The 24,702-nt window shown below is 67.5% G+C and carries 24 protein-coding genes; 14 read left to right on the top strand and 10 right to left on the bottom strand.

Annotated elements, in window-relative coordinates:
* Nucleotides 1-70: 70 nt before the first annotated feature.
* Entirely contained in the window at nt 71-1,699 is a 1,629-nt protein-coding gene (locus FHT98_RS16715; RefSeq protein WP_142114676.1) for a long-chain-fatty-acid--CoA ligase, read from the bottom strand.
* Between the two features lie 134 nt (nt 1,700-1,833).
* On the opposite strand from FHT98_RS16715, the gene FHT98_RS16710 reads away from it, so the two are divergent.
* The 4 genes from FHT98_RS16710 to FHT98_RS16695 all read left to right on the top strand — a co-directional run bounded on the left by FHT98_RS16710 (nt 1,834) and on the right by FHT98_RS16695 (nt 5,710).
* On the top strand, nt 1,834-2,298 hold the full coding sequence (locus tag FHT98_RS16710) for a MarR family winged helix-turn-helix transcriptional regulator (RefSeq protein WP_061968665.1): 465 nt from the start codon (nt 1,834-1,836) through the stop codon (nt 2,296-2,298).
* Nucleotides 2,299-2,304: 6 nt separating this feature from the next.
* Nucleotides 2,305-3,768, top strand: coding sequence for an amidase (locus FHT98_RS16705; protein WP_142114675.1), 1,464 nt, complete (start codon nt 2,305-2,307; stop codon nt 3,766-3,768).
* Between the two features lie 156 nt (nt 3,769-3,924).
* Entirely contained in the window at nt 3,925-5,301 is a 1,377-nt protein-coding gene (locus FHT98_RS16700; RefSeq protein ID WP_061968668.1) for an aspartate aminotransferase family protein, read from the top strand.
* Nucleotides 5,302-5,500: 199 nt separating this feature from the next.
* Nucleotides 5,501-5,710: a hypothetical protein gene (locus FHT98_RS16695; protein WP_142114674.1), complete on the top strand. Its 210-nt coding sequence runs from the start codon at nt 5,501-5,503 to the stop codon at nt 5,708-5,710.
* Between the two features lie 136 nt (nt 5,711-5,846).
* On the opposite strand, the gene FHT98_RS16690 is transcribed toward FHT98_RS16695, so the two are convergent.
* Complete coding sequence (locus FHT98_RS16690) at nt 5,847-6,443, bottom strand: L,D-transpeptidase (RefSeq protein ID WP_061968670.1); 597 nt, start codon at nt 6,441-6,443, stop codon at nt 5,847-5,849.
* 222 nt (nt 6,444-6,665) lie between these two features.
* Here FHT98_RS16690 and FHT98_RS16685 point away from each other — a divergent pair, with 222 nt between their 5' ends.
* Nucleotides 6,666-7,595 carry a histone deacetylase family protein gene (locus tag FHT98_RS16685; RefSeq protein WP_142114673.1) on the top strand — a complete coding sequence of 310 codons (930 nt, stop codon included), beginning with the start codon at nt 6,666-6,668 and terminating at the stop codon, nt 7,593-7,595.
* Nucleotides 7,596-7,612: 17 nt separating this feature from the next.
* Here FHT98_RS16685 and ribB read toward each other — a convergent pair whose 3' ends face one another.
* Both ribB and aroC read right to left on the bottom strand, forming a co-directional pair.
* Complete coding sequence (gene ribB, locus FHT98_RS16680) at nt 7,613-8,893, bottom strand: 3,4-dihydroxy-2-butanone-4-phosphate synthase (RefSeq protein ID WP_142114672.1); 1,281 nt, start codon at nt 8,891-8,893, stop codon at nt 7,613-7,615.
* A gap of 104 nt (nt 8,894-8,997) precedes the next feature.
* On the bottom strand, nt 8,998-10,116 hold the full coding sequence (aroC, locus tag FHT98_RS16675) for a chorismate synthase (protein ID WP_142114671.1): 1,119 nt from the start codon (nt 10,114-10,116) through the stop codon (nt 8,998-9,000).
* Nucleotides 10,117-10,492: 376 nt separating this feature from the next.
* Here aroC and FHT98_RS16670 point away from each other — a divergent pair, with 376 nt between their 5' ends.
* Complete coding sequence (locus FHT98_RS16670; RefSeq protein ID WP_142114670.1) at nt 10,493-11,278, top strand: pseudouridine synthase; 786 nt, start codon at nt 10,493-10,495, stop codon at nt 11,276-11,278.
* Nucleotides 11,279-11,291: 13 nt separating this feature from the next.
* Here FHT98_RS16670 and FHT98_RS16665 read toward each other — a convergent pair whose 3' ends face one another.
* On the bottom strand, nt 11,292-15,311 hold the full coding sequence (locus FHT98_RS16665; protein ID WP_465246913.1) for a Pls/PosA family non-ribosomal peptide synthetase: 4,020 nt from the start codon (nt 15,309-15,311) through the stop codon (nt 11,292-11,294).
* A gap of 239 nt (nt 15,312-15,550) precedes the next feature.
* On the bottom strand, nt 15,551-16,147 hold the full coding sequence (locus tag FHT98_RS16660; protein ID WP_061968679.1) for a histidine phosphatase family protein: 597 nt from the start codon (nt 16,145-16,147) through the stop codon (nt 15,551-15,553).
* A gap of 150 nt (nt 16,148-16,297) precedes the next feature.
* On the opposite strand from FHT98_RS16660, the gene folP reads away from it, so the two are divergent.
* The 3 genes from folP to folK are packed head-to-tail and all read left to right on the top strand — an operon-like array spanning nt 16,298 to nt 18,016.
* On the top strand, nt 16,298-17,140 hold the full coding sequence (folP, locus tag FHT98_RS16655; RefSeq protein WP_142114669.1) for a dihydropteroate synthase: 843 nt from the start codon (nt 16,298-16,300) through the stop codon (nt 17,138-17,140).
* Nucleotides 17,137-17,511, top strand: a complete 375-nt coding sequence (gene folB / locus FHT98_RS16650) for a dihydroneopterin aldolase (RefSeq protein WP_061968682.1) — start codon at nt 17,137-17,139, stop codon at nt 17,509-17,511. The genes folP and folB overlap by 4 nt, the downstream gene beginning before the upstream one ends.
* Nucleotides 17,501-18,016, top strand: coding sequence for a 2-amino-4-hydroxy-6-hydroxymethyldihydropteridine diphosphokinase (gene folK, locus FHT98_RS16645; protein ID WP_142114668.1), 516 nt, complete (start codon nt 17,501-17,503; stop codon nt 18,014-18,016). Before folB ends, folK begins: the two co-directional genes overlap by 11 nt.
* 60 nt (nt 18,017-18,076) lie before the next feature.
* Here folK and fabI read toward each other — a convergent pair whose 3' ends face one another.
* From fabI to FHT98_RS16630, 3 genes are all read right to left on the bottom strand, one after another.
* On the bottom strand, nt 18,077-18,916 hold the full coding sequence (fabI, locus tag FHT98_RS16640; RefSeq protein WP_061968686.1) for an enoyl-ACP reductase FabI: 840 nt from the start codon (nt 18,914-18,916) through the stop codon (nt 18,077-18,079).
* 155 nt (nt 18,917-19,071) lie between these two features.
* Nucleotides 19,072-20,010 carry a DnaJ C-terminal domain-containing protein gene (locus tag FHT98_RS16635; RefSeq protein ID WP_091858275.1) on the bottom strand — a complete coding sequence of 313 codons (939 nt, stop codon included), beginning with the start codon at nt 20,008-20,010 and terminating at the stop codon, nt 19,072-19,074.
* A 152-nt stretch (nt 20,011-20,162) separates the two neighbouring features.
* Nucleotides 20,163-20,633, bottom strand: coding sequence for an RT0821/Lpp0805 family surface protein (locus tag FHT98_RS16630; protein ID WP_142114667.1), 471 nt, complete (start codon nt 20,631-20,633; stop codon nt 20,163-20,165).
* Nucleotides 20,634-20,757: 124 nt separating this feature from the next.
* Here FHT98_RS16630 and pdxH point away from each other — a divergent pair, with 124 nt between their 5' ends.
* The 5 genes from pdxH (at nt 20,758) to FHT98_RS16605 (ending at nt 23,611) form a co-directional block, all read left to right on the top strand.
* Nucleotides 20,758-21,372 (top strand): pyridoxamine 5'-phosphate oxidase, encoded by a 615-nt coding sequence (gene pdxH / locus FHT98_RS16625; protein WP_113587179.1) that lies wholly within the window; start codon nt 20,758-20,760, stop codon nt 21,370-21,372.
* Between the two features lie 67 nt (nt 21,373-21,439).
* Nucleotides 21,440-22,162: an SDR family NAD(P)-dependent oxidoreductase gene (locus tag FHT98_RS16620; protein WP_142115796.1), complete on the top strand. Its 723-nt coding sequence runs from the start codon at nt 21,440-21,442 to the stop codon at nt 22,160-22,162.
* Between the two features lie 73 nt (nt 22,163-22,235).
* Complete coding sequence (locus FHT98_RS16615; RefSeq protein ID WP_282568651.1) at nt 22,236-22,718, top strand: NUDIX hydrolase; 483 nt, start codon at nt 22,236-22,238, stop codon at nt 22,716-22,718.
* The gene (locus FHT98_RS16610) at nt 22,715-23,158 is read left to right on the top strand and encodes a TIGR02301 family protein (protein ID WP_091858284.1); all 444 of its coding nucleotides are present in this window, start codon (nt 22,715-22,717) and stop codon (nt 23,156-23,158) included. Before FHT98_RS16615 ends, FHT98_RS16610 begins: the two co-directional genes overlap by 4 nt.
* Before the next feature lie 183 nt (nt 23,159-23,341).
* Nucleotides 23,342-23,611: a hypothetical protein gene (locus FHT98_RS16605; RefSeq protein WP_348521636.1), complete on the top strand. Its 270-nt coding sequence runs from the start codon at nt 23,342-23,344 to the stop codon at nt 23,609-23,611.
* A 9-nt stretch (nt 23,612-23,620) separates the two neighbouring features.
* Here the strand turns inward: FHT98_RS16605 and FHT98_RS16600 are convergent, their stop codons facing one another.
* A complete protein-coding gene (locus FHT98_RS16600; protein WP_142115794.1) occupies nt 23,621-24,634 on the bottom strand; it encodes a Gfo/Idh/MocA family oxidoreductase in 1,014 nt (337 codons plus the stop codon).
* Between the last annotated feature and the right edge of the window lie 68 nt (nt 24,635-24,702).

Genomic DNA, 24,702 nt, shown 5'->3' with positions numbered 1-24,702 from the left:
CTCGAACACGACACGCGCGGCGCCCGAAAGGGCGCCGTTGGCGTTTCAGGAATGCGGCGCTGGCCGCACATCACCCCGGCAGCCGGTAGTCCCTGAACATCTCGCGCAGCGCCGTCTTCTGGATCTTGCCGGTCGCCGTGTGGGGGATCGCCTCGACCAGCACGACATCGTCCGGCAGCCACCATTTCGCGATCTTCCCGGTCATGAAGGCGAGCATTTCGTCCTTGCCTGGCGTGCGGCCGGGTTTCGGGACGATCACCAGCAGCGGCCGCTCGTCCCATTTCGGATGGGCGACGCCGATCACCGCCGCTTCCACCACATCGGGATGAGCGATGGCGAGGTTTTCGAGGTCGATCGAGGAGATCCATTCGCCGCCGGACTTGATTACGTCCTTCGAGCGGTCGGTGATCTGCATGTAGCCGGCAGGGTCGATCGTGCCGACATCGCCGGTGTCGAAGAAGCCCTCTTCGTCGAGGGTCGGTTCGTCCTCGCGCCGATAATAGGCTTTCGCCACGGCGGGCCCGCGCATCTTGAGCCGGCCGAACGTCTTGCCGTCCCAGGGGAGATCCCGCCCCGCATCGTCGGTCAGGCGGAATTCCACCGTGAAGCCGGGATGACCCTGCTTGACCTTGAGATCGTAGAGCGCATCGCCCTCCAGATGCTCGTAGACGGGTTTCACCGAGCAGAAGGAGCCGAGCGGGCTCATCTCGGTCATGCCCCAGGCATGGGCGACGGTAACGCCGTATTTCCGCTCGAAGGTCTCGGTCATCGCGCGCGGGCAGGCCGAGCCGCCGATGACGACGCGCTTCAGCGTCGAGAGCTTGCCCTCCGTCGCCTCCAGGTGCTGCAGCAGGCCGAGCCAGACGGTCGGCACCGCCGCCGTCATGGTCACGCCCTCGCCCTCCAGCAGGGCATGGAGCGAAGGGCCGTCGAGCTTCGCGCCGGGCATCACCAGCTTGGCGCCGGTCATCGGCGCGGAATAGGCCAGAGACCAGCTGTTGGCGTGGAACAGCGGCACGACAGGCATCACCGAATCACGCGACGACAGGTTGAGATAATCCGGCGTCGCCCAGGTCATCGCATGCAGCACGTTCGAGCGATGCGAATAGAGCACGCCCTTCGGCCCGCCGGTCGTGCCCGAGGTGTAGCACAACCCCGACGCCGTGTTCTCGTCGAAGCGGCCCCAGGCGAAATCGTCATCGACCTCGGCCAGCCAATCCTCATAGGCGACAGCGCCCCTCAGGCTGGTCTGCGGCATATGCGCGGCATCGGTCAGCACGACATAGCGCTCGATCGTCGGCAGCTTGTCCTGGATCGCCTCGACCATCGGCACGAAGGTCAGGTCGAGGAAGAGCAGGCGGTCTTCGGCGTGGTTGACGATCCAGGCGATCTGCTCCGGGAACAGCCGCGGATTGACCGTGTGCGTGATCGCGCCGATGCCGCTGATGCCGTACCAGAGCTCGAGATGGCGGTCGCTGTTCCAGGCCAGCGTCGCGACGCGGTCGCCCAGCGTGATGCCCTGTCGCTGCAGGCGCTTCGCCACGCTCAACGCGCGGCTGCGGATCTCGGCATAGCTGCGCCGTCTCAAGGAGCCATCCTCGACGGCGCGGCTGACCACCTCGCGGGTGCCGTGCTGGACGGCGGCGTGGTCGATGATGCGGTGGAGCAGAAGGGGCCAGTCCTGCATCAGGCCGAGCATGCGCTTATCCTCCCAAATCCGTTTGCCCGGAGGATAGCGGTGCGCTCCCGCGAAAGGGAAGTCATCCCATCGGAGGCTCGCCTGCGCCCGCCAGATGGTTTAGGCCTGATCCTTCAAGAGCGGGGGGAAACGCCATGACCGCACCGAAGATCGTGCAGCAGGCCGCGACGGAACCGGACCGGGTCTGGTTCCGCTTCATGCGGCTGCATCAGCGCATGCTCATGCAGATGACGGCCCGTATCCGCGCGCTCGGCCTCTCGATCCCGCAATTCGACCTTCTCTCGACCCTGACCGAGCAGGAGGGCATCAGCCAGAGCGAACTGGCCGAGCGGCTCTACGTCACCAAGGGCAATGTCTCCGGGCTGGTCGACAGGCTGGTGCAGGCCGGGCTGGTCGAGCGGCGCGCCATCGCCGGCGACCGGCGCTCCTATGCCATGCACCTGACGCCGGAAGGCCGCCGGCTCGCCGAAGCCGGCATCGCCGCCCAGCGCGATTTTGTCGCGAACACGCTCGGCAAGCTGGAAACGGACGATCTCGTCGAGCTCGACCGACTGGTGCTGCTCTGGCGTGATTTCGCCCGCGCCGTCGATGCCGAGTGAGCGGCCATGGCTGATGGCATCGACCTGACCGCATCCGCCACGCGCTTGCGTGAGGCCCTGCTCGCCCGCCGCTTCAGCGCCACCGATCTTCTCGAAGCGACATTCGCCCGCATCGATGCGCTGAACCCGCGCCTCAACGCGATCGTGACGCAGGATCGCGTGGCCGCTCGCGCGATGGCGAAAGCCTCGGATGAGCGCATCGCCAGCGGTACGGCTCGCCCACTCGAAGGGCTACCGATCACGATCAAGGATGCATTCGACGTCACCGGCCTGCCCTCCTCGGGCGGGTTGCCGGCCTATCGCGAGCGCGTGCCGACCGAGGATGCCGCCGCGGTCGCAAGGCTGCGGGCCGCCGGCGCGGTCATCATCGGCAAGACGAACGTCCCGGTCTTTTCCGGCGATTTCCAGAGCTACAACCCGGCCCATGGCGTCACCAACAATCCCTGGGACGAGACGCGCTCGCCCGGCGGATCGTCAGGCGGGGCGGCGGTCGCGGTCGCGACCGGGATGAGCGCCTTCGAGCTCGGCTCCGATCTCGGCAGCTCGATCCGCTGGCCGGCCCATGCCTGCGGCGTCTTCGGGCTGAAGACGAGCTGGGGGCTGGTCTCGACCTGGGGCGCGATCCCGCCACCGCCGGAGCGCCGCACCCTGCGCAATGTCGATCTGATGGTCGCCGGCCCGATCACCCGCGCCACCGAGGATCTCGACCTGATCCTGCCGGTGATTGCCGGACCGCGCGATACGGCCCTGCCCGCGCCCGCACTGCCTGAGCCGCGCCGGACCGGCGCGAAGGGCCTGCGCGTCGCGCTCTGGGCCGACGATCCCTTCGCGCCGGTGGACCGGGAGGTCGCGGATGCCGTGCGCGAGGCGGCGCGCCGCCTGGCCGAGGCCGGCGCCATCGTCGACGAGACGGCGCGGCCCTCGATCCGCTTCGCGGACGCGTTCGAGATCTATGCGCTGCTGAACCATGCCGTCGTCGCCTATGGCCTGCCGCCGAAGGTGCGCGCCCGCATCCAGGCGCAGGCCGCACGCTTCAGCCCGAACGACCTGTCGCACCAGGCTCTGCAGGCACGCGGCGCCCGGATGACGCCCGGCCTCTACCAGCAGGTCAGCCAGCGCCGCCTCGCCCAGAAGCGGCAATGGGCCAGCTTCTTTTCGCGCTACGACGTGGTGCTCTGCCCGCCGGCCCCCGTCGCCGCGATCCCGCATGATCACGGCCCCGACATCCATGCCCGCCGCCTGACCGTAAACGGCGAGCCGCGGCCCTATCTCGACTTCCTGCTCTGGGCCGCGCCTGCCACCGGGGCGGACCTGCCGGCCCTGTCGGCCCCGGTCATGCGGTCGCGCGAGGGCCTGCCGCTCGGCGTCCAGATCATCGCGCCCTTCGGCGAGGATCGCACCGCCATTGCCGTCGGGGCGATGTTGGAAGAACTGGGCGGCCGCTTCGCGTCACCGCCGCTCGCAAACTGAACCGCTCGGAGGGCGGTTGCACCCGCCTGAGGCGAGGCCTTTCCGTTTCCCCCGCCCCGCGGCAGAGTCTACTGTCCCCTGCGTCAAATTCGCTCAACATTTGCAACCATATCAGCGTATGTTGGCAAGAATATTAAACAGAACCGGGAGCCCATCATGCTGTCGAATGTCGCCGTCAGGGATATCGAGACCCTCGTCCATCCCTATACCAACCTCGCCACGCATCGGCAGACGGGCCCGCTGATCCTGGAGAGCGGCAAGGGCATCTATGTCTACGACTCCACCGGCAAGGAATATATCGAGGGCATGGCGGGGCTCTGGTGCACCTCGCTCGGCTATTCCAACCAGGAACTGGTCGAGACCGCCTACGAGCAGATGAAGAAGCTGCCCTTCACCCATATCTTCGGTGGACGCAGCCATGACCCGGCGATCGAGCTCGCCGAAAAGCTCAAGGAGATCGCCCCGGTTCCGATCTCCAAGGTGTTCTACGGCGCCTCCGGCTCCGATGCCAACGACACCCAGGTCAAGATCGTCTGGTATCTGAACAACGCGCTCGGCCGGCCGCAGAAGAAGAAGATCATCTCGCGGCTGAAGGGCTATCACGGCGTCACCGTCGCCTCGGCCTCGCTGACCGGCCTGCCGAACAACCATATCGATTTCGACCTGCCGCTGCCCGGCATCCTGCACACTTCCTGCCCGCATCACTACCGCTTCGCCGAGCCCGGCGAGAGCGAGCAGGACTTCTCGTCGCGCCTCGCCGCCGAGCTGGAAGAGATGATCCTGCGCGAGGGGCCGGACACGGTCGCCGCCTTCATCGCCGAGCCGGTGATGGGCGCCGGCGGCGCGATCATCCCGCCGGAGGGCTATTTCGAGAAGATCAACGCCGTGCTCGCCAAGTACGACGTGCTGTTCATCTCGGACGAGGTCATCACCGGCTTCGGCCGCACCGGCAAGATGTTCGGCACCGAAACCTACGGCATGAACGCCGACTCGATCTCGCTCGCCAAGCAGATCACCTCGGCCTATTTCCCGCTCAGCGCCGTGATGATGAACGACAAGATCTATGACGTGCTCGTCGATCAGAGCCGCAAGATCGGTACCTTCGGCCACGGCAACACCTATGCCGGCCATCCGGTCGGCTGTGCCGTCGCGGTCAAGACGCTGGAGATCTACCAGCGCGACAGAATCGTCGAGCATGTCGAGAAGGTCTCGCCGACCTTCCTGCGCCGCCTGAACAAGCTGAACGAGCATCCGCTCGTCGGCGAAGCCAAGGGCGTCGGCCTGATCGGCGGCGCCGAGCTGGTCAAGGACAAGCAGACCAAGGCCTCGTTCGAAGGCAAGAAGGGCGTCGGCGCCAAGGCCGTCGCCTATGCGCTGGAAGAGGGCTTCATCACCCGCGCCATGGGTGATCGCCTCGCCTTCTGCCCGCCGCTCGTGATCAACGAGGCCGAGATCGAGGAAATGTTCAATCGCTGCGAGCGCGCCCTCGACAAGACCCTGAACTGGGCCAAGGCGGAAGGCCTGCTGGCCTGACAGCCGTTCAACGCTGAAACGACGGAAGGCCGGGCGGTGACGCCCGGCCTTTTTTCATGTTCAGCAATGTGGCGGCTCAGCCCGAAAACGCCACGAACAGATCACAGAGGCGCCCCGGCGCGGTCCCGATCCGCCGTCAGACAGGCAAGACCGGCCGGCGCGAGCCGCCGGCATGAGGTCATCAGCTGAGTCAGGAGCCATGTTTCAACGCGACACGCACGCCCCGACACCGGCCCGCAAGGGTTTCCATGACGCCACGGCGCGGGCGACCTATGCCTCCCGCTTCCGCCCGATCGCAATTCGGGCGGTCGCCGCGGGAACCCGACACGCCGCGCCTGCGTTGAAACAACACGGCGAAGCACGCAAGGCCGATTTGCCCGGCGTTCTCCGCCACGGTTTCTACGACTGAAACCTCCCCTTCGAGACCCATGACTTGGCCGGTGCGGAGCTTGCTCCCACCGGCCTTTTTCTTGGGCGGGAGGTGCCCCAACGAAAACGGGCGGCCCGAAGACCGCCCGCTGAAATCTCCGACATGTCCGATGCGATCAGACGACGATGACCTTCGCGCCGACCGGCACGCGGTTGAAGAGGTCGATCGCGTCGATATTGCGCATCCGGATGCAGCCGGACGAGGCCGAGCGGCCGATCGTCTCCGGCTCGTTGGTGCCGTGGATGCGGTAGAGCGTGTCGTGGCCGTTCTGGTAGAGATAGAGCGCGCGGGCGCCGAGCGGGTTTTCCGGCCCGCCATTCATGCCGCCGGCAACCGGCTTCAGATGCGGCCAGCGCTTGACCATCTCGGCCGGCGGCGTCCAGCGCGGCCATTCCGCCTTGCGCTGCACCACAGCCTCACCGGTCCAGCCAAAAGCCTCGTCACCGGTGGCGACGCCGTAGCGGATCGCCTTCTTGTTGGGGAGGACGAGGTAGAGGAACTTCTCCTTCGTATCGACATAGACCGTACCGGGCGCCTGCCCGGTCGGATCGGCGATTTCGTAAGGGAGATAGGGCAGGTAGGTGTCGAACTTGGGGACGAGCGCGATATATTCGGCATCGCGGGCTGACAGCTCCGGCGCGCTGACGCTCTTGTACTGGCAGGCGCCGAGCAGGGCCGACAGCGCCAGTGCTACGAAAACGGTCTTCTTCATAGTCCCCACCGAGCCGACCCGAAGGCAGCCTTTATGATGAATCGAACGTTAACGCTTCGTATCGGCCCAGAGCTTATCCAAAAGCGGCCGTCCGGCGAAGCACTAGGCCTCAAACGGCGATGGCGCAATCCGGTTCCCTTTCGGACGTTCGGAAGGCGGCTTGGCGTGGCAAACCAGCCACGCATGACCCTTTGGCCGGCTCCAGCGCGCGGATAACGGCCCTTGACGACCCTGCTCTTCACCCACCCGACGAGCCGTGCGCATGCAATGCCGGCGGGCCACCCCGAATGCGCCGACAGGATCAAGGCGGTCGAACAGGCGTTGGAAGCCGAGCGCTTCGCGGCACTGATTCGGCTGGAAGCGCCGCTCGGCACGCTCGACCAGGTGGCGCTGTGCCACCCCGCATCCTACGCGCAGGCGCTGATCGCCTCCGCGCCTGCGGCCGGGTTCGTGCAGGTCGATGCGGACACGCTGATGTCGCCCGGTACGATCGAGGCGGCGTTGCGCGGTGTCGGCGGCGCGGTCGCCGCCGTCGACGAGGTGATGGCCGGCAAGGCGCGCAACGCCTTCGTCGCGATGCGCCCGCCCGGCCACCATGCCGAGCGCGAACACGCGATGGGCTTCTGCTTCTTCAATCACGCGGCTATCGCGGCGCGCCATGCGCAAAGGTCGCATGGGGCAGAGCGCGTCGCCATCGTCGACTGGGACGTGCATCACGGCAACGGCACGCAGGACATCTTTTGGGACGATGCCAGCGTGCTCTACGCCTCCGTGCACGAGATGCCACTCTATCCCGGCACCGGCGCGGCCTCGGAGCGCGGTGCGCAAGGCACGATCGTCAACGCCCCCTTGCGGGCCGGGGACGGCTCCGACGAATTCCGCGAGGCCTTCGAGACCGCGATCCTGCCGCGGATCGATGCGTTCCGCCCCGATCTCGTGGTGATCTCGGCCGGGTTCGACGCGCATTGGCGCGACCCGCTCGCCGACCTCAACCTGCGCGAGGCCGATTTCGCCTGGGCGACCTCGAGGCTGATGGAGGCTGCCGACCGCCATGCCGGAGGCCGTATCGTCTCGGTACTGGAGGGCGGCTACGATCTCGACGCGCTGGCGAAATCGACGGCCGCCCATGTCTCGGCGCTGATGGAGGGCTGAACGCCGGGAAGCGCCGCCTATTCCAGCGGCGACGTCTCGGCGATCTCGATGCCGAAGCCGGAGAGGCCGACGAAGGAACGCGGCGAGGAGGCCAGATTCACGATCGAGCGGACACCGAGATCGCGCAGGATCTGCGCACCGAGACCGACCTCGCGCCATTGCTGAATCCGCAGTTCGTCCGAACCTTCTTCGTCGACGCTCTTGATCGGCACGCCGGCGCTGCCGTCGCGCAGGTAGATCAGCACGCCCTTGCCTTCCTGCTGGAAGCGCCGCAGCGCGCACTGGATCGAGCCGGCGCCACCGAGCACGTCGGCCACCACGTCGGCGCGGTGCAGCCTGGCCGGCACCTTCTCGCCGTCGCCGAGCTTGCCCATGACGAAGGCGAAATGCTGGGTGTTGTCGAAGGGCGTGACATAGACATGGCCGGTCACGTCGCCGAACTCGGTCTTGACCGGGAAGGAATGCACGCGCTCGACCAGCTTCTCGCGCAGCTGGCGATAGGCGATCAGGTCCGCGACGGTGATCTGCTTCAGCCCGTGCTTCTCGGCGAAGGCGGTGATCTGTGCGCCCTTCATCACCGTGCCGTCGTCATTGGCGAGCTCGCAGATGACGCCGACCTGCGGCAGCTCGGCGAGCTTGCACAGGTCGACCGCGGCCTCGGTATGGCCGGAGCGCATCAGCACGCCGCCGTCCTTGGCGATCAGCGGGAAGACATGGCCGGGGCGGACGAAATCGGCTGCGCCCATATTGCCGTTGGCGAGCGCGCGCACCGTGTTGGTGCGCTGCTCGGCCGAGATGCCGGTGGTCAGCCCGTGCTTGACGTCGACGGTGATGGTGAAGGCGGTGCCGAGCGGCGCATCGTTCGAGGACACCATCGGATCGAGGCGCAGGCGCCGGGCCTCTCCCGCCGTCAGAGGGGCGCAGACGATGCCGCAGGTGTTGCGGATGATGAAGGCCATCTTCTCCGGCGTGCAGAGCGAGGCGGCGACGATAAGATCGCCTTCGTTCTCGCGATCGTCGTCATCGGTAACGATGACGATCTCGCCACGGGCAAAGGCTTCGATGGTCTCGGCGACATTATTGGACATGGCAGCCTCGCGCGGCCCGGACAGGCCGAGGAAATCATTGGGTGTGACGGCGCCGCCGGTGGCGGCGGTGATGCGCTCGGCGCTTTCGCGGGAGATCCAGGCGGCCGGATCATTGCAGAGCGCGGTCACGCTGGCCGGCGACAGGCCAACCTGCCTGGCGAAGGCGCTGCGTGCGATCTTGTTCTGCCGGAGCCAGACGTCGAGCTTCATGCCGTGAAACTAATACGGCGGCGCTTCACCTGCAATGAACGATCGATGCATTTTCAGTATTGCTGAAATGCAAGATGCAACGCAGCGGCAAAAGCCGCTCCGCTTCACTCCTGGAACGGCCAGCGCGGCTCGACGACGCCGACCTGCGCGCGATGGCGCAGATACTGGTCGGCCAGCACGCAGGCGACCATCGCCTCGCCGACCGGCACGGCACGGATGCCGACGCAGGGGTCGTGACGGCCCTTGGTGAACATCTCGGCCTCGCCGCCGGTGCGCGTCACGGTCGCGCGCGTCGCCAGGATCGACGAGGTCGGCTTCACCGCGAAACGCGCGACAATCGGCTGGCCGGTCGAGATGCCGCCCAAAATGCCGCCGGCATGGTTGGAGAGGAAGAGCGGGCGCCCGTCATTGCCGGCGCGCATCTCGTCGGCGTTGGCCTCGCCGGAAAGCTCGGCCGCGCCAAAGCCCTCGCCGATCTCGACGCCCTTGACCGCATTGATGCTCATCAGCGCCGCGGCGATCTCGGAATCGAGCTTGCTGTAGATCGGCGCGCCCAGCCCCGCCGGCACGCCCTCGGCGACGATCTCCAGCACGGCACCGATCGAGGAACCGGATTTCCTGACACCGTCGAGATAGCTCTCGAAGAAGGCCGCAGCCTTGGCGTCGGGACAGAAGAACGGGTTGCGGCCGATCTCGTCCCAATCCCAGTTGGCGCGGTCGATCTTGTGCGGGCCCATCTGCACGAGGGCGCCGCGCACGATCATGCCCGGCACGACCTTGCGGGCGATGGCGCCGGCGGCGACCCGCATCGCCGTCTCGCGCGCCGAGGAGCGCCCGCCGCCGCGATAGTCGCGGATGCCGTATTTGACGTCATAGGTGTAGTCGGCGTGGCCCGGCCGGTACTTGTCCTTGATCTCGGAATAATCCTTCGAGCGCTGGTCGACATTGTCGATCATCAGCCCGATCGAAGTGCCGGTCGTGACCTGCACGCCGTCGCTCTCGCGGGCGAAGACGCCGGAGACGATGCGGACCTGGTCCGGCTCCTGGCGCTGCGTGGTGAAGCGCGACTGGCCCGGCCGGCGGCGATCGAGATCGCCCTGGATGTCGGCTTCCGTCAACGGAAGCAGCGGCGGGCAGCCGTCGACGACGCAGCCGATGGCAGGGCCATGGCTCTCGCCGAAGGTGGTGACGCGGAAGAGATGGCCGAAGCTGTTATGCGACATGGGAGCCCGATACGTTTCCTACCGGCTCTTAAGCCGGATCGGCGCGCGGCGAAACCCCGCAAGGGGCGCGATGGTCATTGACAAGGCCTGCCCTGGCCGCTTCAACGCAGCCATGAGCCGGACGTCCTGCCCCTCGCGCTCCTGGCGCCCCGGGAGCCCCATCATCGCGGGAGCCTAGCCCCGAGCCGCCCGGCAGGGCCGCTTCGGGGTCGATCCGGCTTTAGACCAGCCTGCTTGCGGGCGGCGAGCCACATGTTTTCCGACATAGACGGGCTTCCGCGACGAAGCCGCCCCGCTGCCCCAGCATTGGCCCGCCGCGACCACTCGAGCGCGGCCGGTCCTGTTCGCGGCACTGCGATCAACGGCCAGACTCATCATGAGATTTCTCCGCAGGCGCCCAGCGCCGGCATCGACGGCCAGCGTCAGCCTTGCCCGTGCATTGTCCAAGCTCGGCTATTGCTCGCGGACACAGGCCGAGAAGCTGGTGCGCGAGGGGCGCGTCACGGTCGACGGCCGCAGCGTGCGGCAGGTCGAATTGCGCATCGATCCGCAGCGGGCGCGACTGACGGTCGACGGCCAGCCGGTGACGGCGGTGCGGCGGATCTATCTGATGCTCAACAAGCCGCGCGGCATGGTGACGACCGCAAGCGACCCGGAAGGGCGCCAGACCGTCTATGCCTGCCTGGAGGGCAAAGACCTGCCGCATCTCGCCCCGGTCGGGCGCCTGGACATGGCGAGCGAGGGTCTGCTGCTGATGACCAACGACACGCGCTGGGCGCAGCGCATCCTCGATCCCGCCTCCGGGGTCGACAAGACCTACCATGTCCAGATCGACCGCGTGCCGGACGACGCCTTCATGGCCAGGCTGAGAGAGGGAGCGGTCGATGGAGACGAGGTGCTGTCGATCCGTTCGGCCGCCCTGCTGCGCTGCGGGGAGCGCAATGCCTGGGTCGAGATGGTGATCGACGAGGGCCGCAACCGGCAGATCAGGCGGATCGTCGAAGCGGCCGGCGCCGAGGTGCTGCGCCTCGTCCGGGTCAGGATCGGCGAACTCGAGCTCGGCGATCTCGCCAAGGGCGCCGTCCGCGAATTGGCCCCTGAGGAAACCACACTGCCGCTTGCCGGCTATCCCGTCGGCAAGCTTCGCACCAACGTGGCTTGAGCAGCCGGCTCCGTCAGTGCGCCGGCCCCTTCGCCGGCGCTGCCGGGGCGCCCTCCCAGCGCGTATGCGCCGGCAGGTTCTCGCCCTTCATGATGACGGTGAGCAGCCCGATCTGGGCGTAATCGCCGACATGGGTGTCGTAGAGCACGGTCGCGCCGGCGCCGACGCAGACGCCCTTGCCGAGCCGCACGCGCCCGACCTTCATCACCCGATCCTCGTAGAGATGGGTCTGCAGCGCCGAATGGGCGTTCACCGTGCAGAAATCGCCGACCTTGATGCAGTCGAACTCGGTGATATCGGTCGAGTCGAGCCAGACGCCCTTGCCGTATTTGGCGCCGAACAGCATCAGGAACCAGGGCAGGAAGGGCGTGCCGCGCAGGTAGTCGAACAACACCTTGCCGCCGAGGCCCCAGTACATCACCGCGACCGCCTCGGTGCGCATGGCCCACCACGACCACATCGGCTTCATCACGGGCTTGTAGACGCCCATCATCAGCCATTTCACGGCGGCGCAGATCAGCGCCTGAACGATGGCGATCGCCATGGCGACGCCCATGAAGGAGAGCACGAGGCCGAGCCAATCGCCCTCGTTGATCTTCTGCTGCAAGACCATGTCGACCGCGATCGTGCCGAAGGTGATGAACAGCATCGCCGGGAAGGAGGTATGCAGCGCCTCGAAGACGCCGCGCCCGAACTGCTTGGCGAAGGAGGGTTTGTAGGTCCAGTCGGCGCCGAGATCGACCTTCTGCCGCGTCGGCAGGCGGATCGGCGGAGAGCCGAACCAGGTGTCGCCGGGCTGCATGCGATCATTGGCGGGCGGCTTGGACTTGATGCCGATCAGCACGCGATCGGGAATGACGGCGCCCGGCGGCACCACCGCGTCATTGCCGACGAAGACCTGATCGCCCGTGCGCGTCGCGTCGAGGCGCATATAGCCGCGGCGCATATCCTCGTCGCCGAAGACGACCTCGTCGGCGATGAAGTTGCCAGCGCCGATGCCGGTCAGGTCATAGCGGCCGGAGAGGTTGGTCGAGATCTCCGCGCCCTTGCCGATGCTGGCGCCCATCAGACGGTACCAGGCGCGCATATAGATGGTGGCGAAGAGCGAGGAGAGCGTCTCCAGCGTCACCTCGGTCGCCAGCGCCACCGTCCATTTGCGGGCGTAGAAGCCGGAATGGATCGACCAGGAGCCCGAGGTCACGCGCGGCAGGATCGCCCAGCGCAAGGCAGCCATCAGCAGCACGGTGAAGGCGATCAGGCCAATCGCGGTCGGCCAGGTCAGGATCGGCAGGAACCAGAGATAGCTGATATCGGTCCAGCCGGCGATGAAGTAGTCGATCTTGTCGAACAGCCAGAAGGCCGGGAAGATCGGCAGCAGGCTGACCGGCGGCAGCACCACCAGCATCAGGATGTAGAAGGCCGTCATCAGCGCGCGCCGGCCGGCCGAGGCCTCGGCCTGCGGCGGCAGCGCCGCGAGATCGACCGTGCCGATCTTGCGGCCGGGCGTACCGTCCCAGATCTCGGCTTCGCCGACATGGGCTCCGGGCCGAATGGCTGTCAGGTCGCCGATTTCAGCGTGGTTGCCGATTACCGAATCGTGGCCGAGCACCACGGAGGCGCCGGCCGAGACGTCCTTGCCGATGGTGATGCGGCCGATCACCAGCTTGTCGCCGATCGCCTCGCCATTGGCGAAGGTGGTCTTGGAGCCGAAGGTCGTGAAATCACCGATCTCGATCAGGTCGATGGCGCCGGCCTCGTAATCGGAGATGATGACGTCGCGCCCGACCTTGGCGCCGAGCAGACGCCAGTAGAAGCGCATCACCGGCGTGCCTTGCAGCCACTTGATGTGGACCAGCCCGGCGACGCGGGCGGCGAACCACCAGCGGAAATAATAGACGCCCCAGAGCGGATAGACGCCCGGCTTCGTCCGGCCGAGCACGAGCCATTTCAGGGCGATGGCAATCAGGCCTGTCACGACGATGATCGCGACATAGACGCCGAGCAGCGCGAAAATCTGGCCGAGCAGCGGCAGGTCCTCGCCCGAGAGGATCATGTAGGTGACGAAGACGCCGAGCCATTGCGCGGTCGCCAGGCCGATGATGACCGGCAGCGCCACCGCCTGCGCAAGCCCACAGAGGAAGCGCCGCAGGAAAGGCGGCGGCGTGAAGGACAGGTCCTCGGCCACGGCGATGCCGCGCTCGTCGAGAAGCGCCGCCATCGCCCTGAGCGTACGCGCGCCATAAACGTCCTGCAACGTGATGCCGGCATAGGCCGGGGTCTCGCGCACGATCGAGATGAAGCGGGCGGCGAGCAGCGAATGGCCGCCGAGATCGATGAAGAAATCGGCTTCCAGCGGCAGGCTCGCCGTGCCGAGCACGCGCTTGGCCGCCTCCAGCAGCGCGGCTTCCGTCGCATTGCGCGGCGGCTCCTGCTCGCCCTCGGCGCTCGGCGCCGTCAATGGCGCCGCCTTGAGCATCTTGCGGTCGACCTTGCCGGAAACCATGCGCGGCAGCGAACCGGCCGCCTCGAAATGCGCCGGCACCATATAGGGCGGCAGCTTCTCGCGCAGGGCCGCGCGCAGCGCCGGGCCGTCGACCGCGACACCGGGCTCCGGCACGACGAAGGCGACGAGCCGCTCGATGCCGTCATCCGTGCGCAGCACGACCGCGGCCTGCCCGACGCCGGGTTCGTCGGCGAGCTTCGATTCGATCTCGCCGAGCTCGACGCGGAAGCCACGGATCTTGATCTGGTCGTCGATGCGGCCGTGGAAGACGATATTGCCGTTCTCGTCGAGGCTGACCGCATCGCCGGAGCGGTAGAGGATCGGATCGCCTTCGCCTGCGACCCCTGCAAAGGGGTTGGCGATGAACTTTTCGGCCGTCAACTCCGGCCGGCCATGGTAGCCCTTGGCCACGCCGGGGCCGCCGATCAGCAATTCGCCCTGCTCGCCCGGCTGGACGAGGCGCAGGTCCTCGCCGACGACGTAAGCCGTGTAGTTCGGGATCGGCTTGCCGATGGTCACGGTCTCGCCGGGAACGACTTCGGCCGCCGTCGCGACGACGGTCGCTTCGGTCGGGCCATAGGTGTTGAGGATGCGCCGGCCGGGCTTCGACCATTTCTGCACGATCGCGGGCGGCAGCGCCTCACCGCCGAGCAGGATCAGCTTCAGCGAGGGCACATCGGCCGGCAGGATGCCGAGCAGCGTCGGCACAGTGTCGATGATGGTGACGCCGGCCTCGTTGAGGATCGCCGGCAGCTTCTCGGCATCGCCCATCATCTCTGGCGAGGCGACGAACAGGGTCGCGCCGACGAGATAGGGCGTCCAGATCTCCTCCATCGACAGGTCGAAGGCGACCGACGCCCCCTGGAAAGCGACATCGTCCGGCCCGAAGCCGTAGAGCGCGTTTCCGGAACGCAGGAAATGGCAGATGTTGTGGTGGCTGATGACGATCGCCTTGGGCGTGCCCGTCGAGCCCGAGGTGTAGATCAGATAGGCCGGATGATCGGCGGTCAGGCCGGCCGGTCGCGCCGGCGGCTCGATTCCGTCAGCACCGGCGGCAAGGCCTTCAGGGGTCCAGACGGCGCGCTCCGTCGCCTCGGCCCGACCGGCCCAGCCGGTGCAGGTAACGATGCCCTTGGCCTGGGCATCGTCGAGGCAGGTCGCGATGCGCTCGACCGGCGCCTCCGCGTCGAAGGGAATCCAGGCCGCGCCGGCGCGCGTGATCGCGATCTGCGCGACGAGAAGGTCGATGCCGCGCGGCATCCACAGGCCGACCATGTCGCCCGGGCCGATGCCCGCGAGCTGGAGGCCGCGGGCCTGCCGGCCAGCGGCAGCCCAGACCTCGGCATAGCTCAGGCGCCGCTCGAGATCCGTGAGGGCGGGATGGTCAGGGCGCAGCGCCGCGGTCGCCGCGAAAATCTCGGCCAGCACCTCGTCCCGAATCAGATCGGGCCGCTTCTCGCCTGCCAGCATGGCGAGTGTGTTGGCAGCAGCCGCGTCAGACGCCGCCGACAGCTTCGTCATATCGTTCATCGCGCCCCGCTGCGCTGAAAGGCCCGTCGCTGATGCCGCGGCAGGCCCTGCCCTCGGCCCTCTGGCGCCCTATCACGCACCTCGTGAAGAAAACCGGAATCGTCGCCTGTGCATCGCGACATCCGCGTGAGCCCCCCGACCGGGCAGGCCGCCGCATCACGCTTGTCTCGCTAGCATATTCTCCCTGCAAAATCACGGGTGAACGGGCCATGAATGCCACGGCCCGGCTGCGTGCTAACTCAGAGCCAGTCGGCCTTGTTCCCGCTGACGACGAGCAGCTTGCCCTGCCAGATCTCGACCATCGAGGCCTCGCGCGGCGCCACCGCCCCGACCAGGGCGAGCACCGCCCGCGCCACGCCGCCATGGCTGACGATCACCGTCTCGCGCTGCAATCCTTCGAGAACCGGCCGCACGCGCTCGGCCAGCATGCGGTAGCTCTCGCCACCCGGCGGCACGAAGCCCCATTTGTCGCGCTCGCGCAGATGCGCCTGCTCGCGCTCGGCCTTGCGGACGTCGCGCCAGGTGAAACCTTCCCATTCGCCGAAGGTCAATTCGCGCAGGCGGTCGTCGATGCGGTATTCGCCGGCCGGCAGGGCGAGTTCGCGGCGGAGGATGTCCATGGTCTCGCGCGCCCGCTGCATCGGCGAGCCGATATAGGCGAGATCGGCGTAAGCCGGCTCCAGCGCCTTCAACCGACCGGCGGCCTCGGCGGCCTGGCGGCGACCGAGATCGTTCAGCGGGATGTCCTGACCGCCCTGCAGCCGGCCCTCCCGATTCCAGTCGGTTTCGCCATGGCGGACGAGGATGAGACGGTGAGGCAGCGAGAGCGGGACCATGCGGGGCTTCTGCACGCTGCCGCGGACAGGGTCAAAGCCCTTGCGCCGCCCGCAGCCATGCTTTCAGCCGATGGCGACAATTGGCCGCTTTCTGTGGCCGAATTTACACGGCCTGTGTATAGCGCCCTTGCCAATCACCAGCGGAACCGCATGTCCCCTGCCATCACCTTGCCCGACGGCCGCAGCCTCGCGCTTTCCGCGACGCCGCTCGTCATGGGTATCGTCAACATCACGCCCGATTCCTTCTCGGATGGCGGATTGCTGAAGAATGCCGAGGCGGCGATCGCCCATGGCGCGCGCCTCGCCGCGGAGGGCGCGGCCATTGTCGATATCGGCGGCGAGTCGACGAGACCCGGTCATGCCACCGTCGATGCCGCGACCGAGATGGCGCGCGTGCTGCCGGTCATCGCCGGGCTGAAGGCGCGGATCGACACGCCGATCTCGATCGACAGCTACAAGGCCGAAGTGGCGGAAGCGGCGCTCGCGGCCGGCGCCTCGATCGTCAACGATGTCTGGGGCGCCCAGCGCGATCCGCGCATCGCCGAGGTCGCGGCGCGGGCCGGCGCGCCAATCATCCTGATGCATAACCGCGACACGATCGACGCCTCACTCGACATCTTCGAGGAGGTGCTGCGCTTCCTCGAGCGCTCGGTCGCGATCGCGACGCAAGCCGGTGTGCCGCCCGGCCAGATCGTCGTCGATCCCGGCATCGGCTTCGGCAAGACCGCACGTCAGAATCTCGACCTGATCCGCCATCTCGACCGGCTCGGCGTGCTCGGCTGCCCGATCCTGCTCGGCGCGTCCCGGAAATCGACGCTCGGGCGCATCACAGGCCGTGAGGTTCCGGCCGAGCGGCTCGCCGCCAGCATCGCCGCGCATCTCTATGGCGCGAGCCGCGGCGCCGCCATCATCCGCGCCCATGACGTTGCCCCGCATATCGACGCGCTCAAGACCTGGGCCGCCATCGAAGACAGCATGAAAGCAGACCTGTGAGCGAAACCGGCCGCATCCTGATCGAGAAACTCGACATCTACGCCTATCACGGCTTCTTCTCGGAGGAGGAGCGGCTCGGCCAGCGCTTCGTCATCGACCTCGTGCTCGATGTCGACCTGCGCGCCGCCGCCGCCAGCGATCGCCTCACTGACACCGTCGATTACGGCCGCGCCGTCGCGATCGTCGCCGAAGCCTTCACGGCCCGCCGCTACCACCTGCTGGAAGGCGCGGCGCGCGCCGTGGCACTGGCGCTGTTCGATGCCTTCCCGACGATCGAGGCCGTCGAGGTCACCCTGCGCAAGCCGGCGCCGCCGATCCCGGCGACGCTCGGCTCGGTCGGCATCCAGCTGAGGTTCCAGCGTGAAGGTTGAGGCCGCACTCGCCTTCGGCGGCAATATCGGCGACCCCGTCGCGGCCTTCGCCGCGGCGCTGAAGGGGCTGCGCGCGCATCCGGACATCACGCTCGGCCAGCTGTCCTCGATCTATCGCACGCCGCCCTGGGGCAAGACCGACCAGCCGGAATTCCTCAATATGGCGGCGCTGGTCGAGACCTCCTTGCCGCCGCAGGACCTGCTCGCCTTCTGCCTGGAGCTGGAGCGCGCCGGCGGCCGGGAACGCCGCGAGCGCTGGGGGCCGCGCACGCTCGATATCGACATCCTGACCTATGGCGACGCGATCATCGACCAGGCGCGGTTGCAGATCCCGCATCCGCGCATCCCCGAGCGCGCCTTCGTGCTGACGCCGCTAGCCGAGATTCTGCCGCAGCGCCTGATCGGCGGGCGCAGCGTCACCGAGCTGCTGGCGGCCGCCACAGACGAAACGATCCGCCGCGACGAGGCCGCAACGGATCGGTTGAAGGCCCTGCTGGCGGGCTAACTCATCGCATCGACATCGGCTCGAGCAGGCGGATGCCGCCTGCCGATCCGAGAAGCGGGATCACTCGCCCTTGTCGAGGGAGATGTCCGGCGCGGTCGGCACCTTCATGCCGACGACATGATAGCCGGCATCGACATGCATGATCTCGCCGGTGATGCCGCGCGACATGTCGGAGACGAGGAAGACCGCGGTCTCGCCGACCTCCTCGATGGTGACCGTGCGGCGCAGCGGCGAGTTGTACTCGTTCCAGCGCAGGATGTAGCGGAAATCGCCGATGCCGGAGGCCGCCAGCGTCTTGATCGGGCCGGCCGAGATCGCGTTGACGCGGATCTTCGAGGGGCCGAGATCGGCGGCGAGATACTGCACGCTCGATTCCAGCGCCGCCTTGGCGATGCCCATGACGTTGTAATGCGGCATCCATTTCTCGGCGCCGTAATAGGTCAGCGTCAGCAGCGAGCCGCCATCCGGCATCAGCTTCTCGGCGCGCTGGGTGATCGCCGTGAAGGAATAGCAGGAGATCAGCAGCGACTTGGAGAAGTTCGCCTCGGTGGTCTCGACATAGCGGCCGGTCAATTCGTCCTTGTCGGAGAAGGCGATGCAGTGGACGACGAAGTCGAGCTTGCCCCAGAGCCTTTCGACCTCGGCGAAGACGGCGTCGATCGTGGCGCCGTCGGTGACATCGCAATGGCCGACGACATGGCCGCCGAGTTCCTTGGCGAGCGGCTCGACCCGCTTCTTCAGCGCGTCGCCCTGATAGGTGAAGGCGAGTTCAGCGCCCGCATCGGCTGCCGCCTTGGCGATGCCCCAGGCGATGGACCGGTTGTTCGCGACGCCCATCACGAGCCCGCGCTTGCCCTTCAGGAGATTGGCGGTCGGCGAAACGGCGTTGGAATCAGGCATGGGAAACCCGCAGATGAACGATGAGCAGGTCTCTTAGAACAGTCGCAGGGAAACGGGAACCGCTTTGATGCCCGCCTCCACGGCTGAATCATGCATAAGGCCGCGATCCGTGGCCCGCGCGGCTCGTTTTCGGCTGCAACGGCGCCCGAACCGGCTCAGTTCGCTTCGTCCCGCCCCTTCATCAGCGCCGTCAGCTCCGCGTCACTCGCCGGCATCTCGATATCGATGGCGACGAAGAGATCGCCGACCGCGCCCTTCTCGCCCTTCAGGCCCTTGCCGCGCAGGCGGAACTGCCGGGCCGTGCCGGTCAGCGGCGGAATGTTCATCTCGACCGCGCCGGTCAGCGTCGGCACATGCAGCGGCCCGCCGAGCACCGCCTTGGCCAGCGGCACCGCGACGCGGGTGCGCAGGTCGTTGCCATCGACCGCGAAGCGGGAATCCGGCTTGACCTTGATGGTCATCATCACGTCGCCGGCCTCGCCGGAGTACGGATCGATCTGGCCGAGCCCGCGCAGGCGCATCACCTTGCCGTCGCTCACCCCCACGGGGATGGTGATCTCGACCTCGCGCCCGCCCGGCAGCTTGACCCGGCGCGTGCCGCCGGTCGCGGCCTGCGCCAGCGTGACCTCCAGCGTGAAACTCTGCTCCGGCGGCTTCTGCGGCTCGGGCTTGCCGCGGGCGCGCCGGCCGGCCTCGCCGAACAGCGAGGAGAAGATGTCGGAGGCGTCGAAGCCGGCATCGCCCGCGCCGCCGCCCGGGCCGCCGCGACCGCCGAAGGGATGGCCGCCACCGCCCTGGCCGAAATTGAACTCGAAGCCGCCGCTGCGCCCGCCCCGGCCGGCGCCCATGCCCTCGAAGCCCTGGAAGCGCGGCTTGCCCTCGGCATCGATCTCGCCGCGGTCGAACTGCTTGCGCTTGGTCTCGTCGCCGACGATCTCATAGGCGGCGTTGAGCTCGGAGAACTTGTCCTGCGCCTTCGGGTCGTCCCGGTTGCGGTCCGGGTGCAGCTCCTTGGCGCGCTTGCGGAAGGCCTTCTTCAGCTCCGCATCGCTCGCGCCGCGGGCAACGCCCAGAACCTGATAGGGATCGCGCATCCAAAACCTCTTTCAGACAAAGTCGAACGGCCGGCGCTAGAACCGCCAGCCGTCCGCCTCGCCCAATGTGGGGGCGGTGTGGCGTGTGCGCAACACCTGGCGGGGGCCGTTCTGCACCCGGCCTCGCGGCAAGGCAAGCCAGGTGAAAAGCTTCAGCCCAGGCCCTTCCAGGGCTCCATGTCCTTGACCGCCCACTCGCCGCCCGAAGGGCGGCAGGCCGTGCCCTGCAACTTGACCGGCCGGCTTTGCGTCTCGACGCTGGCGATGAAGGCGCGGCAGATTTCGTCGGAGCGCAGGAAAGGGCCGCCGACCGGGATGAAGGAGCCCTTGATGCCACTTTGGGGATTGTCCCAGGAAACGGGAGCGCCGTTGCCCTGGGGATCGAGCGCCACGCTCATCGCCCCGTCGGCGCGGCGCATGTCTTCCGGCCCGAGCTCGGAGGACAGGCCCGCAAGCGCACTGGCGCGGTCGCCGCCACGCGCCGGCAGGACCGAGGAGGTCGTCATCGCCGAGGTCGCGGCGACCTCGTCCTCGCTCTTGCTCGAAAGGCCGAGGATGGGGAAGGAGACCGAACAGCCAGCGCCGAACAGCCCCAGCAGCACCGCGGCAGCCAGCGGGCGCATGGGGGCTGCGCAACGGTTGAGGCTTTGGAACGCCCCCGCCCCTGCCCTATATAAACCAGCCGCCCGAATCCGGATCACTTCTGCGCTCGCCCGACGCCCATTTCCACTGACCGAGGATTAGAACGTGCAACCGTTAACGAGCGGTGACTTCACCGAGGAAAACGAGCCTTTCGCCTTGTTCCAGAAGTGGTTGGACGAGGCCACGAAATCCGAGCCAAACGACCCGACCGGCATGGCGCTCTCGACCGTCGATGCCGAGGGCATGCCCAACAGCCGCATGGTGCTGCTCAAGGGCCACGGGCCGGACGGTTTCGTGTTCTACACCAACACCGAAAGCCAGAAGGGCCAGGAACTGCTCGGCCAGCCCAAGGCCGCCGCCCTGTTCCACTGGAAGAGCCTGCGCCGGCAGATCCGCATCCGCGGCACGGTGACGCTCGTCAGCGATGCCGAATCGGATGCCTATTACCAGTCCCGCCCGCGCGACAGCCGCATCGGCGCCTGGGCCTCGCAGCAATCGCGCCCGCTGGAGAGCCGCTTCGCGCTGGAGAAGGCTGTCGCGAGCTATACGCTGAAATTCGGCATCGGCGAGATTCCGCGCCCGCCCTACTGGCGCGGGTTCCGGATCACCCCGACTTATATCGAGTTCTGGCGCGACGGCGCCTTCCGCCTGCATGACCGCATCATCTTCCGCCGCGACGCGCCCGACACGTCCTGGACGAAGACGCGCTTCTACCCCTGAGGACACCTGCCCCATGGCGATGCCCAAGTTCGATTTCCCGAAGACCGAAGCCGGCAAGCGCCCGGTCATGCTTTTGACCGGGGCGAGCCGCGGCATCGGCCATGCCACGGTGATGCAGTTCGCCATGGCGGGCTGGCGCATCCTGTCCTGCTCGCGCCAGGCCTTCTCCGACAAATGCCCCTGGCCGTCGGGCGCCGACGACCATGTCCAGATCGATCTCGGCGACCCCGAGGACACGATGCGCGGCATCGCCGAGATCAAGAAGCGGCTGGCCGCCGAGGGCGGCAAGCTCAACGCGCTGGTCAATAATGCCGGCATCTCGCCGAAGGGCTCGAAGGGCGAGCGGCTGGGCGCCGCCACGACCTCCTTCAACGACTGGCACAAGGTCTTCCAGGTCAATTTCTTCGCGCCGATCATGCTGGCGCGCGGCCTGCTCGACGAGCTCACCGTGGCGAAGGGCGCGATCGTCAACGTCACCTCGATCGCCGGCTCGCGCGTGCACCCCTTCGCGGGCGCCGCCTATGCCACCTCCAAGGCGGCTCTCGCCAGCCTCACCCGCGAGATGGCGGCCGATTTCGGGCCGTTCGGTATCCGCGTGAACTCGATCTCGCCCGGCGAGATCGATACCGCCATCCTCTCGCCGGGGACCGAGAAGATCGTCGCGACCCTGCCGATGAAGCGCCTGGGCAAGACCGACGAGGTCGCCAAGGCGATCTATTTCCTCTGCACCGACCAGTCGAGCTACGTCACCGGCTCGGAGCTTCACATCAATGGCGGGCAGCACGTTTGATGCGTGAGCATTTTCAAGCGAAGTGGATACCGGTTCGCGTGAAGAAAATGCGACCCAACAAAAACCCCGCGCCATGATGGGAGATGGCGGCCAGGTCATCCGCTTCCCGACGCCCGGCCGGGCCGCGGCGCGGCCGGTTCTGGCAGCCTCCGTCGCGGTTTTCCGCAACGGAAAGGTGCTCTTGGCGACACGGACGAAACCTCCAGCCGACCGTCTCTGGTCGCTGCCGGGCGGCAAGGTCGAGGCCGGCGAGACGCTTGAAGAAGCGGCCCTGCGCGAGCTGGAGGAAGAGGTCGGCGTCGCCGCCCGCATCCTTGGCTTCAACCGCCATGTCGAGATCTTCGGCCGCGATGCAAAGGGCGCCGTGACGCATCATTTCGTCGTCGCCTCCTTCATCGGCGAGTGGCTCTCTGGCGAGCCGCGGACGGGGCCTGAGGCCGGCGCGGTGATGTGGGCCGATCCGCTCAAGCTCGGCGGGCTGGCGACGACGCGCGAGCTCGGCGACGTGCTGCGCCGCGCCCACCAGCTCTTCATCGCGGGTATCCCCGCGCCATGAGAATCGGACTTCGCCATTCGGCGCTTCTGGTTGCGCTCCTGCTGCTGCCGATGGCGGCCGCGGCGCAGCAGCGGTCACAGCCGGCCGCGAAGCCGCCCGCAGCCAAGCCTGCCGAGCAGCCTGCCCCGGAACCGACCGCTCCGCCTTATGAGCCGCAGCTCCTGCAGCTCTCCGAGATCATGGGTTCCCTGGCTTATCTCCGGACGCTCTGCGGCGGGCGGGAGGCGCAGGACTGGCGCGCGCGGATGAGCGCGCTGATCGAGGCCGAGGGCCGGACGCCGCAGCGCCGCGACCGGTTAACCTCAGCCTTCAATCGCGGCTTCAAGGCCTATTCCCTGACCCATCGCTCCTGTACCGAGGCAAGCCAGGAGGCTTCTTCCCGACTTGCAGCCGAAGGCGAGGTGCTGTCGCGCGCGCTCGCCGGGCGCTATGGCGGATAGGCAACAGCTGTTGCCGGAATGCGCACTTCCACCGGATTCTTCCGGTCGCGTTAACCTTTCTTAAAGGCCATGGTAGCGTGCCGCTCTGGCACGGCTTATGTCTTGGGCATCGCCCAACCGTCGCGATCCGGGGCAGAACCGCCGCGATTCGCGCCAGACAGAAGGCTGAAGAGTCCCGTTTCGATGCCGATCCAGCCAGACGACACGATGCTCGACCCGAATCTCGCTGAGGACCATGGCGACGTCCGCCGCGTTGCCTATGGCTATGTCGAGGACGCGTTCAACGAGGCGCAGCAGGACGGGCTCGATCCCGACGCCATGGCCCATGCCGCGCTGTTCGCGGCGCTTCGCACGCTGGTCGAGACCTATGGCGAGGACGCGACCGCCACCTTCGCCGAGACGCTGGCCGACAAGGTCCGCTGCGGCGCCTTTACCTGCGGCACGCGCCACTGAACAAGCCGGTCAGGCCGCCCCCGCCGGCCCGGCCCTTACCGCCTCGATGATCCGCAGCACGGCCGCGCTTTCGCCGAGCGGCATCTGCGCGCAGGCGCTCTTCCCCGCACGCACTGCCGCCATCACGGCTTGCGCCTGGAACTGAAGGCCATTGCCGGGAAAGGCGAAGCTTTCGCTGAGCCGCCCTGACTGAGGCAAGCGGTCGAGCAGACGCGCCAGGCTACCAGGTCCGCGATCGTAAGCCGCGACTGCCTTGTCGGCATCGGCATACCACGACAGCCGCTGCACCTTCAGGAATGGCGCCTTGAGGATGAGCCCGCCGGCCTCGCCCTCGATCAGGAGCCGGTTCGCTCCGTTCCGGTCGAAACCGCAGGAGAGTTCCGCGACCGCCGTTGGATAGTCCAGCCGGAAGCTGCTGCGCCGGTCGACGCCGGTGCCGGCGGCGAACCAGTTTCCCCTCACGGCCTCCGGCTCGCCGAGCAGATGCAGGGTCAGCGACACCGGATAGACGCCGAGATCGAAGGCAGCTCCACCCCCGAGAGCCGGATCGTAGAAGCGGCTGCCCGGTCCCTCGGGATGGAGATAGGAGAGATCGGCCCGGATGCGCCGGATTGCACCGATACGGCCTGCGGATATCTGCTCTCGCGCCCGGTGCACCGCCGGCAGGAAACGGCTCCACAGGGCTTCCATCGCGAAGACGCCGCGCTTGCCCGCCGCCTGCGAGATCGCCTCGACATCGGCGCTGGCGAGCGCGATCGGCTTCTCGATCAGCACCGGCTTGCCGGCCGCGATGGCCTTCAGCGCCTGCGCGGCGTGGAGATGGTTCGGTGTCGCGATATAGACCGCCTCGATCGCGGGATCGGCGAGAAAAGCGGCTTCGTCGTCATAAGCCTTCGCCCCGTCGAAGCGCGCGACAAAGCTCTGCGCCTTCTCAAGGGAGCGCGAATGAGCAGCAACGATGCGCGCCTGCGGCAGCAGGTCGAGATCGGCGGCGAAGAGCCCGGCGATGGCACCGGTGCCCATGATCCCCCAGCCGAATGGCTTGTCCTGCGCCAAGCGCCCCTCCGTTGCTGTCGACGAGCGATAGCGGA

The organism is Allobosea sp. AK1, from assembly GCF_006714945.1.
GTDB classification, from domain to species: Bacteria; Pseudomonadota; Alphaproteobacteria; order Rhizobiales; family Beijerinckiaceae; genus Allobosea; species Allobosea robiniae.
This window is presented reverse-complemented; position numbering and strand designations above follow the sequence as displayed.

What these genes read in the sequence shown, in the direction of transcription:
- FHT98_RS16615 (WP_282568651.1), top strand. Translation starts at nt 22,236, where the DNA reads ATGATGGGAGATGGCGGCCAGGTCATCCGCTTCCCGACGCCCGGCCGG.
- FHT98_RS16620 (WP_142115796.1), top strand. Translation starts at nt 21,440, where the DNA reads ATGCTTTTGACCGGGGCGAGCCGCGGCATCGGCCATGCCACGGTGATG.
- fabI (WP_061968686.1), bottom strand. Translation starts at nt 18,916, where the DNA reads ATGCCTGATTCCAACGCCGTTTCGCCGACCGCCAATCTCCTGAAGGGC.
- FHT98_RS16710 (WP_061968665.1), top strand. Translation starts at nt 1,834, where the DNA reads ATGACCGCACCGAAGATCGTGCAGCAGGCCGCGACGGAACCGGACCGG.
- FHT98_RS16695 (WP_142114674.1), top strand. Translation starts at nt 5,501, where the DNA reads ATGTTTCAACGCGACACGCACGCCCCGACACCGGCCCGCAAGGGTTTC.
- FHT98_RS16630 (WP_142114667.1), bottom strand. Translation starts at nt 20,633, where the DNA reads ATGCGCCCGCTGGCTGCCGCGGTGCTGCTGGGGCTGTTCGGCGCTGGC.
- FHT98_RS16715 (WP_142114676.1), bottom strand. Translation starts at nt 1,699, where the DNA reads ATGCTCGGCCTGATGCAGGACTGGCCCCTTCTGCTCCACCGCATCATC.
- FHT98_RS16665 (WP_465246913.1), bottom strand. Translation starts at nt 15,311, where the DNA reads ATGAACGATATGACGAAGCTGTCGGCGGCGTCTGACGCGGCTGCTGCC.
- FHT98_RS16605 (WP_348521636.1), top strand. Translation starts at nt 23,342, where the DNA reads ATGCCGATCCAGCCAGACGACACGATGCTCGACCCGAATCTCGCTGAG.
- FHT98_RS16700 (WP_061968668.1), top strand. Translation starts at nt 3,925, where the DNA reads ATGCTGTCGAATGTCGCCGTCAGGGATATCGAGACCCTCGTCCATCCC.
- FHT98_RS16705 (WP_142114675.1), top strand. Translation starts at nt 2,305, where the DNA reads ATGGCTGATGGCATCGACCTGACCGCATCCGCCACGCGCTTGCGTGAG.
- FHT98_RS16600 (WP_142115794.1), bottom strand. Translation starts at nt 24,634, where the DNA reads ATGGGCACCGGTGCCATCGCCGGGCTCTTCGCCGCCGATCTCGACCTG.
- FHT98_RS16635 (WP_091858275.1), bottom strand. Translation starts at nt 20,010, where the DNA reads ATGCGCGATCCCTATCAGGTTCTGGGCGTTGCCCGCGGCGCGAGCGAT.
- FHT98_RS16670 (WP_142114670.1), top strand. Translation starts at nt 10,493, where the DNA reads ATGAGATTTCTCCGCAGGCGCCCAGCGCCGGCATCGACGGCCAGCGTC.
- folP (WP_142114669.1), top strand. Translation starts at nt 16,298, where the DNA reads ATGTCCCCTGCCATCACCTTGCCCGACGGCCGCAGCCTCGCGCTTTCC.
- FHT98_RS16660 (WP_061968679.1), bottom strand. Translation starts at nt 16,147, where the DNA reads ATGGTCCCGCTCTCGCTGCCTCACCGTCTCATCCTCGTCCGCCATGGC.
- ribB (WP_142114672.1), bottom strand. Translation starts at nt 8,893, where the DNA reads ATGAAGCTCGACGTCTGGCTCCGGCAGAACAAGATCGCACGCAGCGCC.
- FHT98_RS16610 (WP_091858284.1), top strand. Translation starts at nt 22,715, where the DNA reads ATGAGAATCGGACTTCGCCATTCGGCGCTTCTGGTTGCGCTCCTGCTG.
- FHT98_RS16690 (WP_061968670.1), bottom strand. Translation starts at nt 6,443, where the DNA reads ATGAAGAAGACCGTTTTCGTAGCACTGGCGCTGTCGGCCCTGCTCGGC.
- aroC (WP_142114671.1), bottom strand. Translation starts at nt 10,116, where the DNA reads ATGTCGCATAACAGCTTCGGCCATCTCTTCCGCGTCACCACCTTCGGC.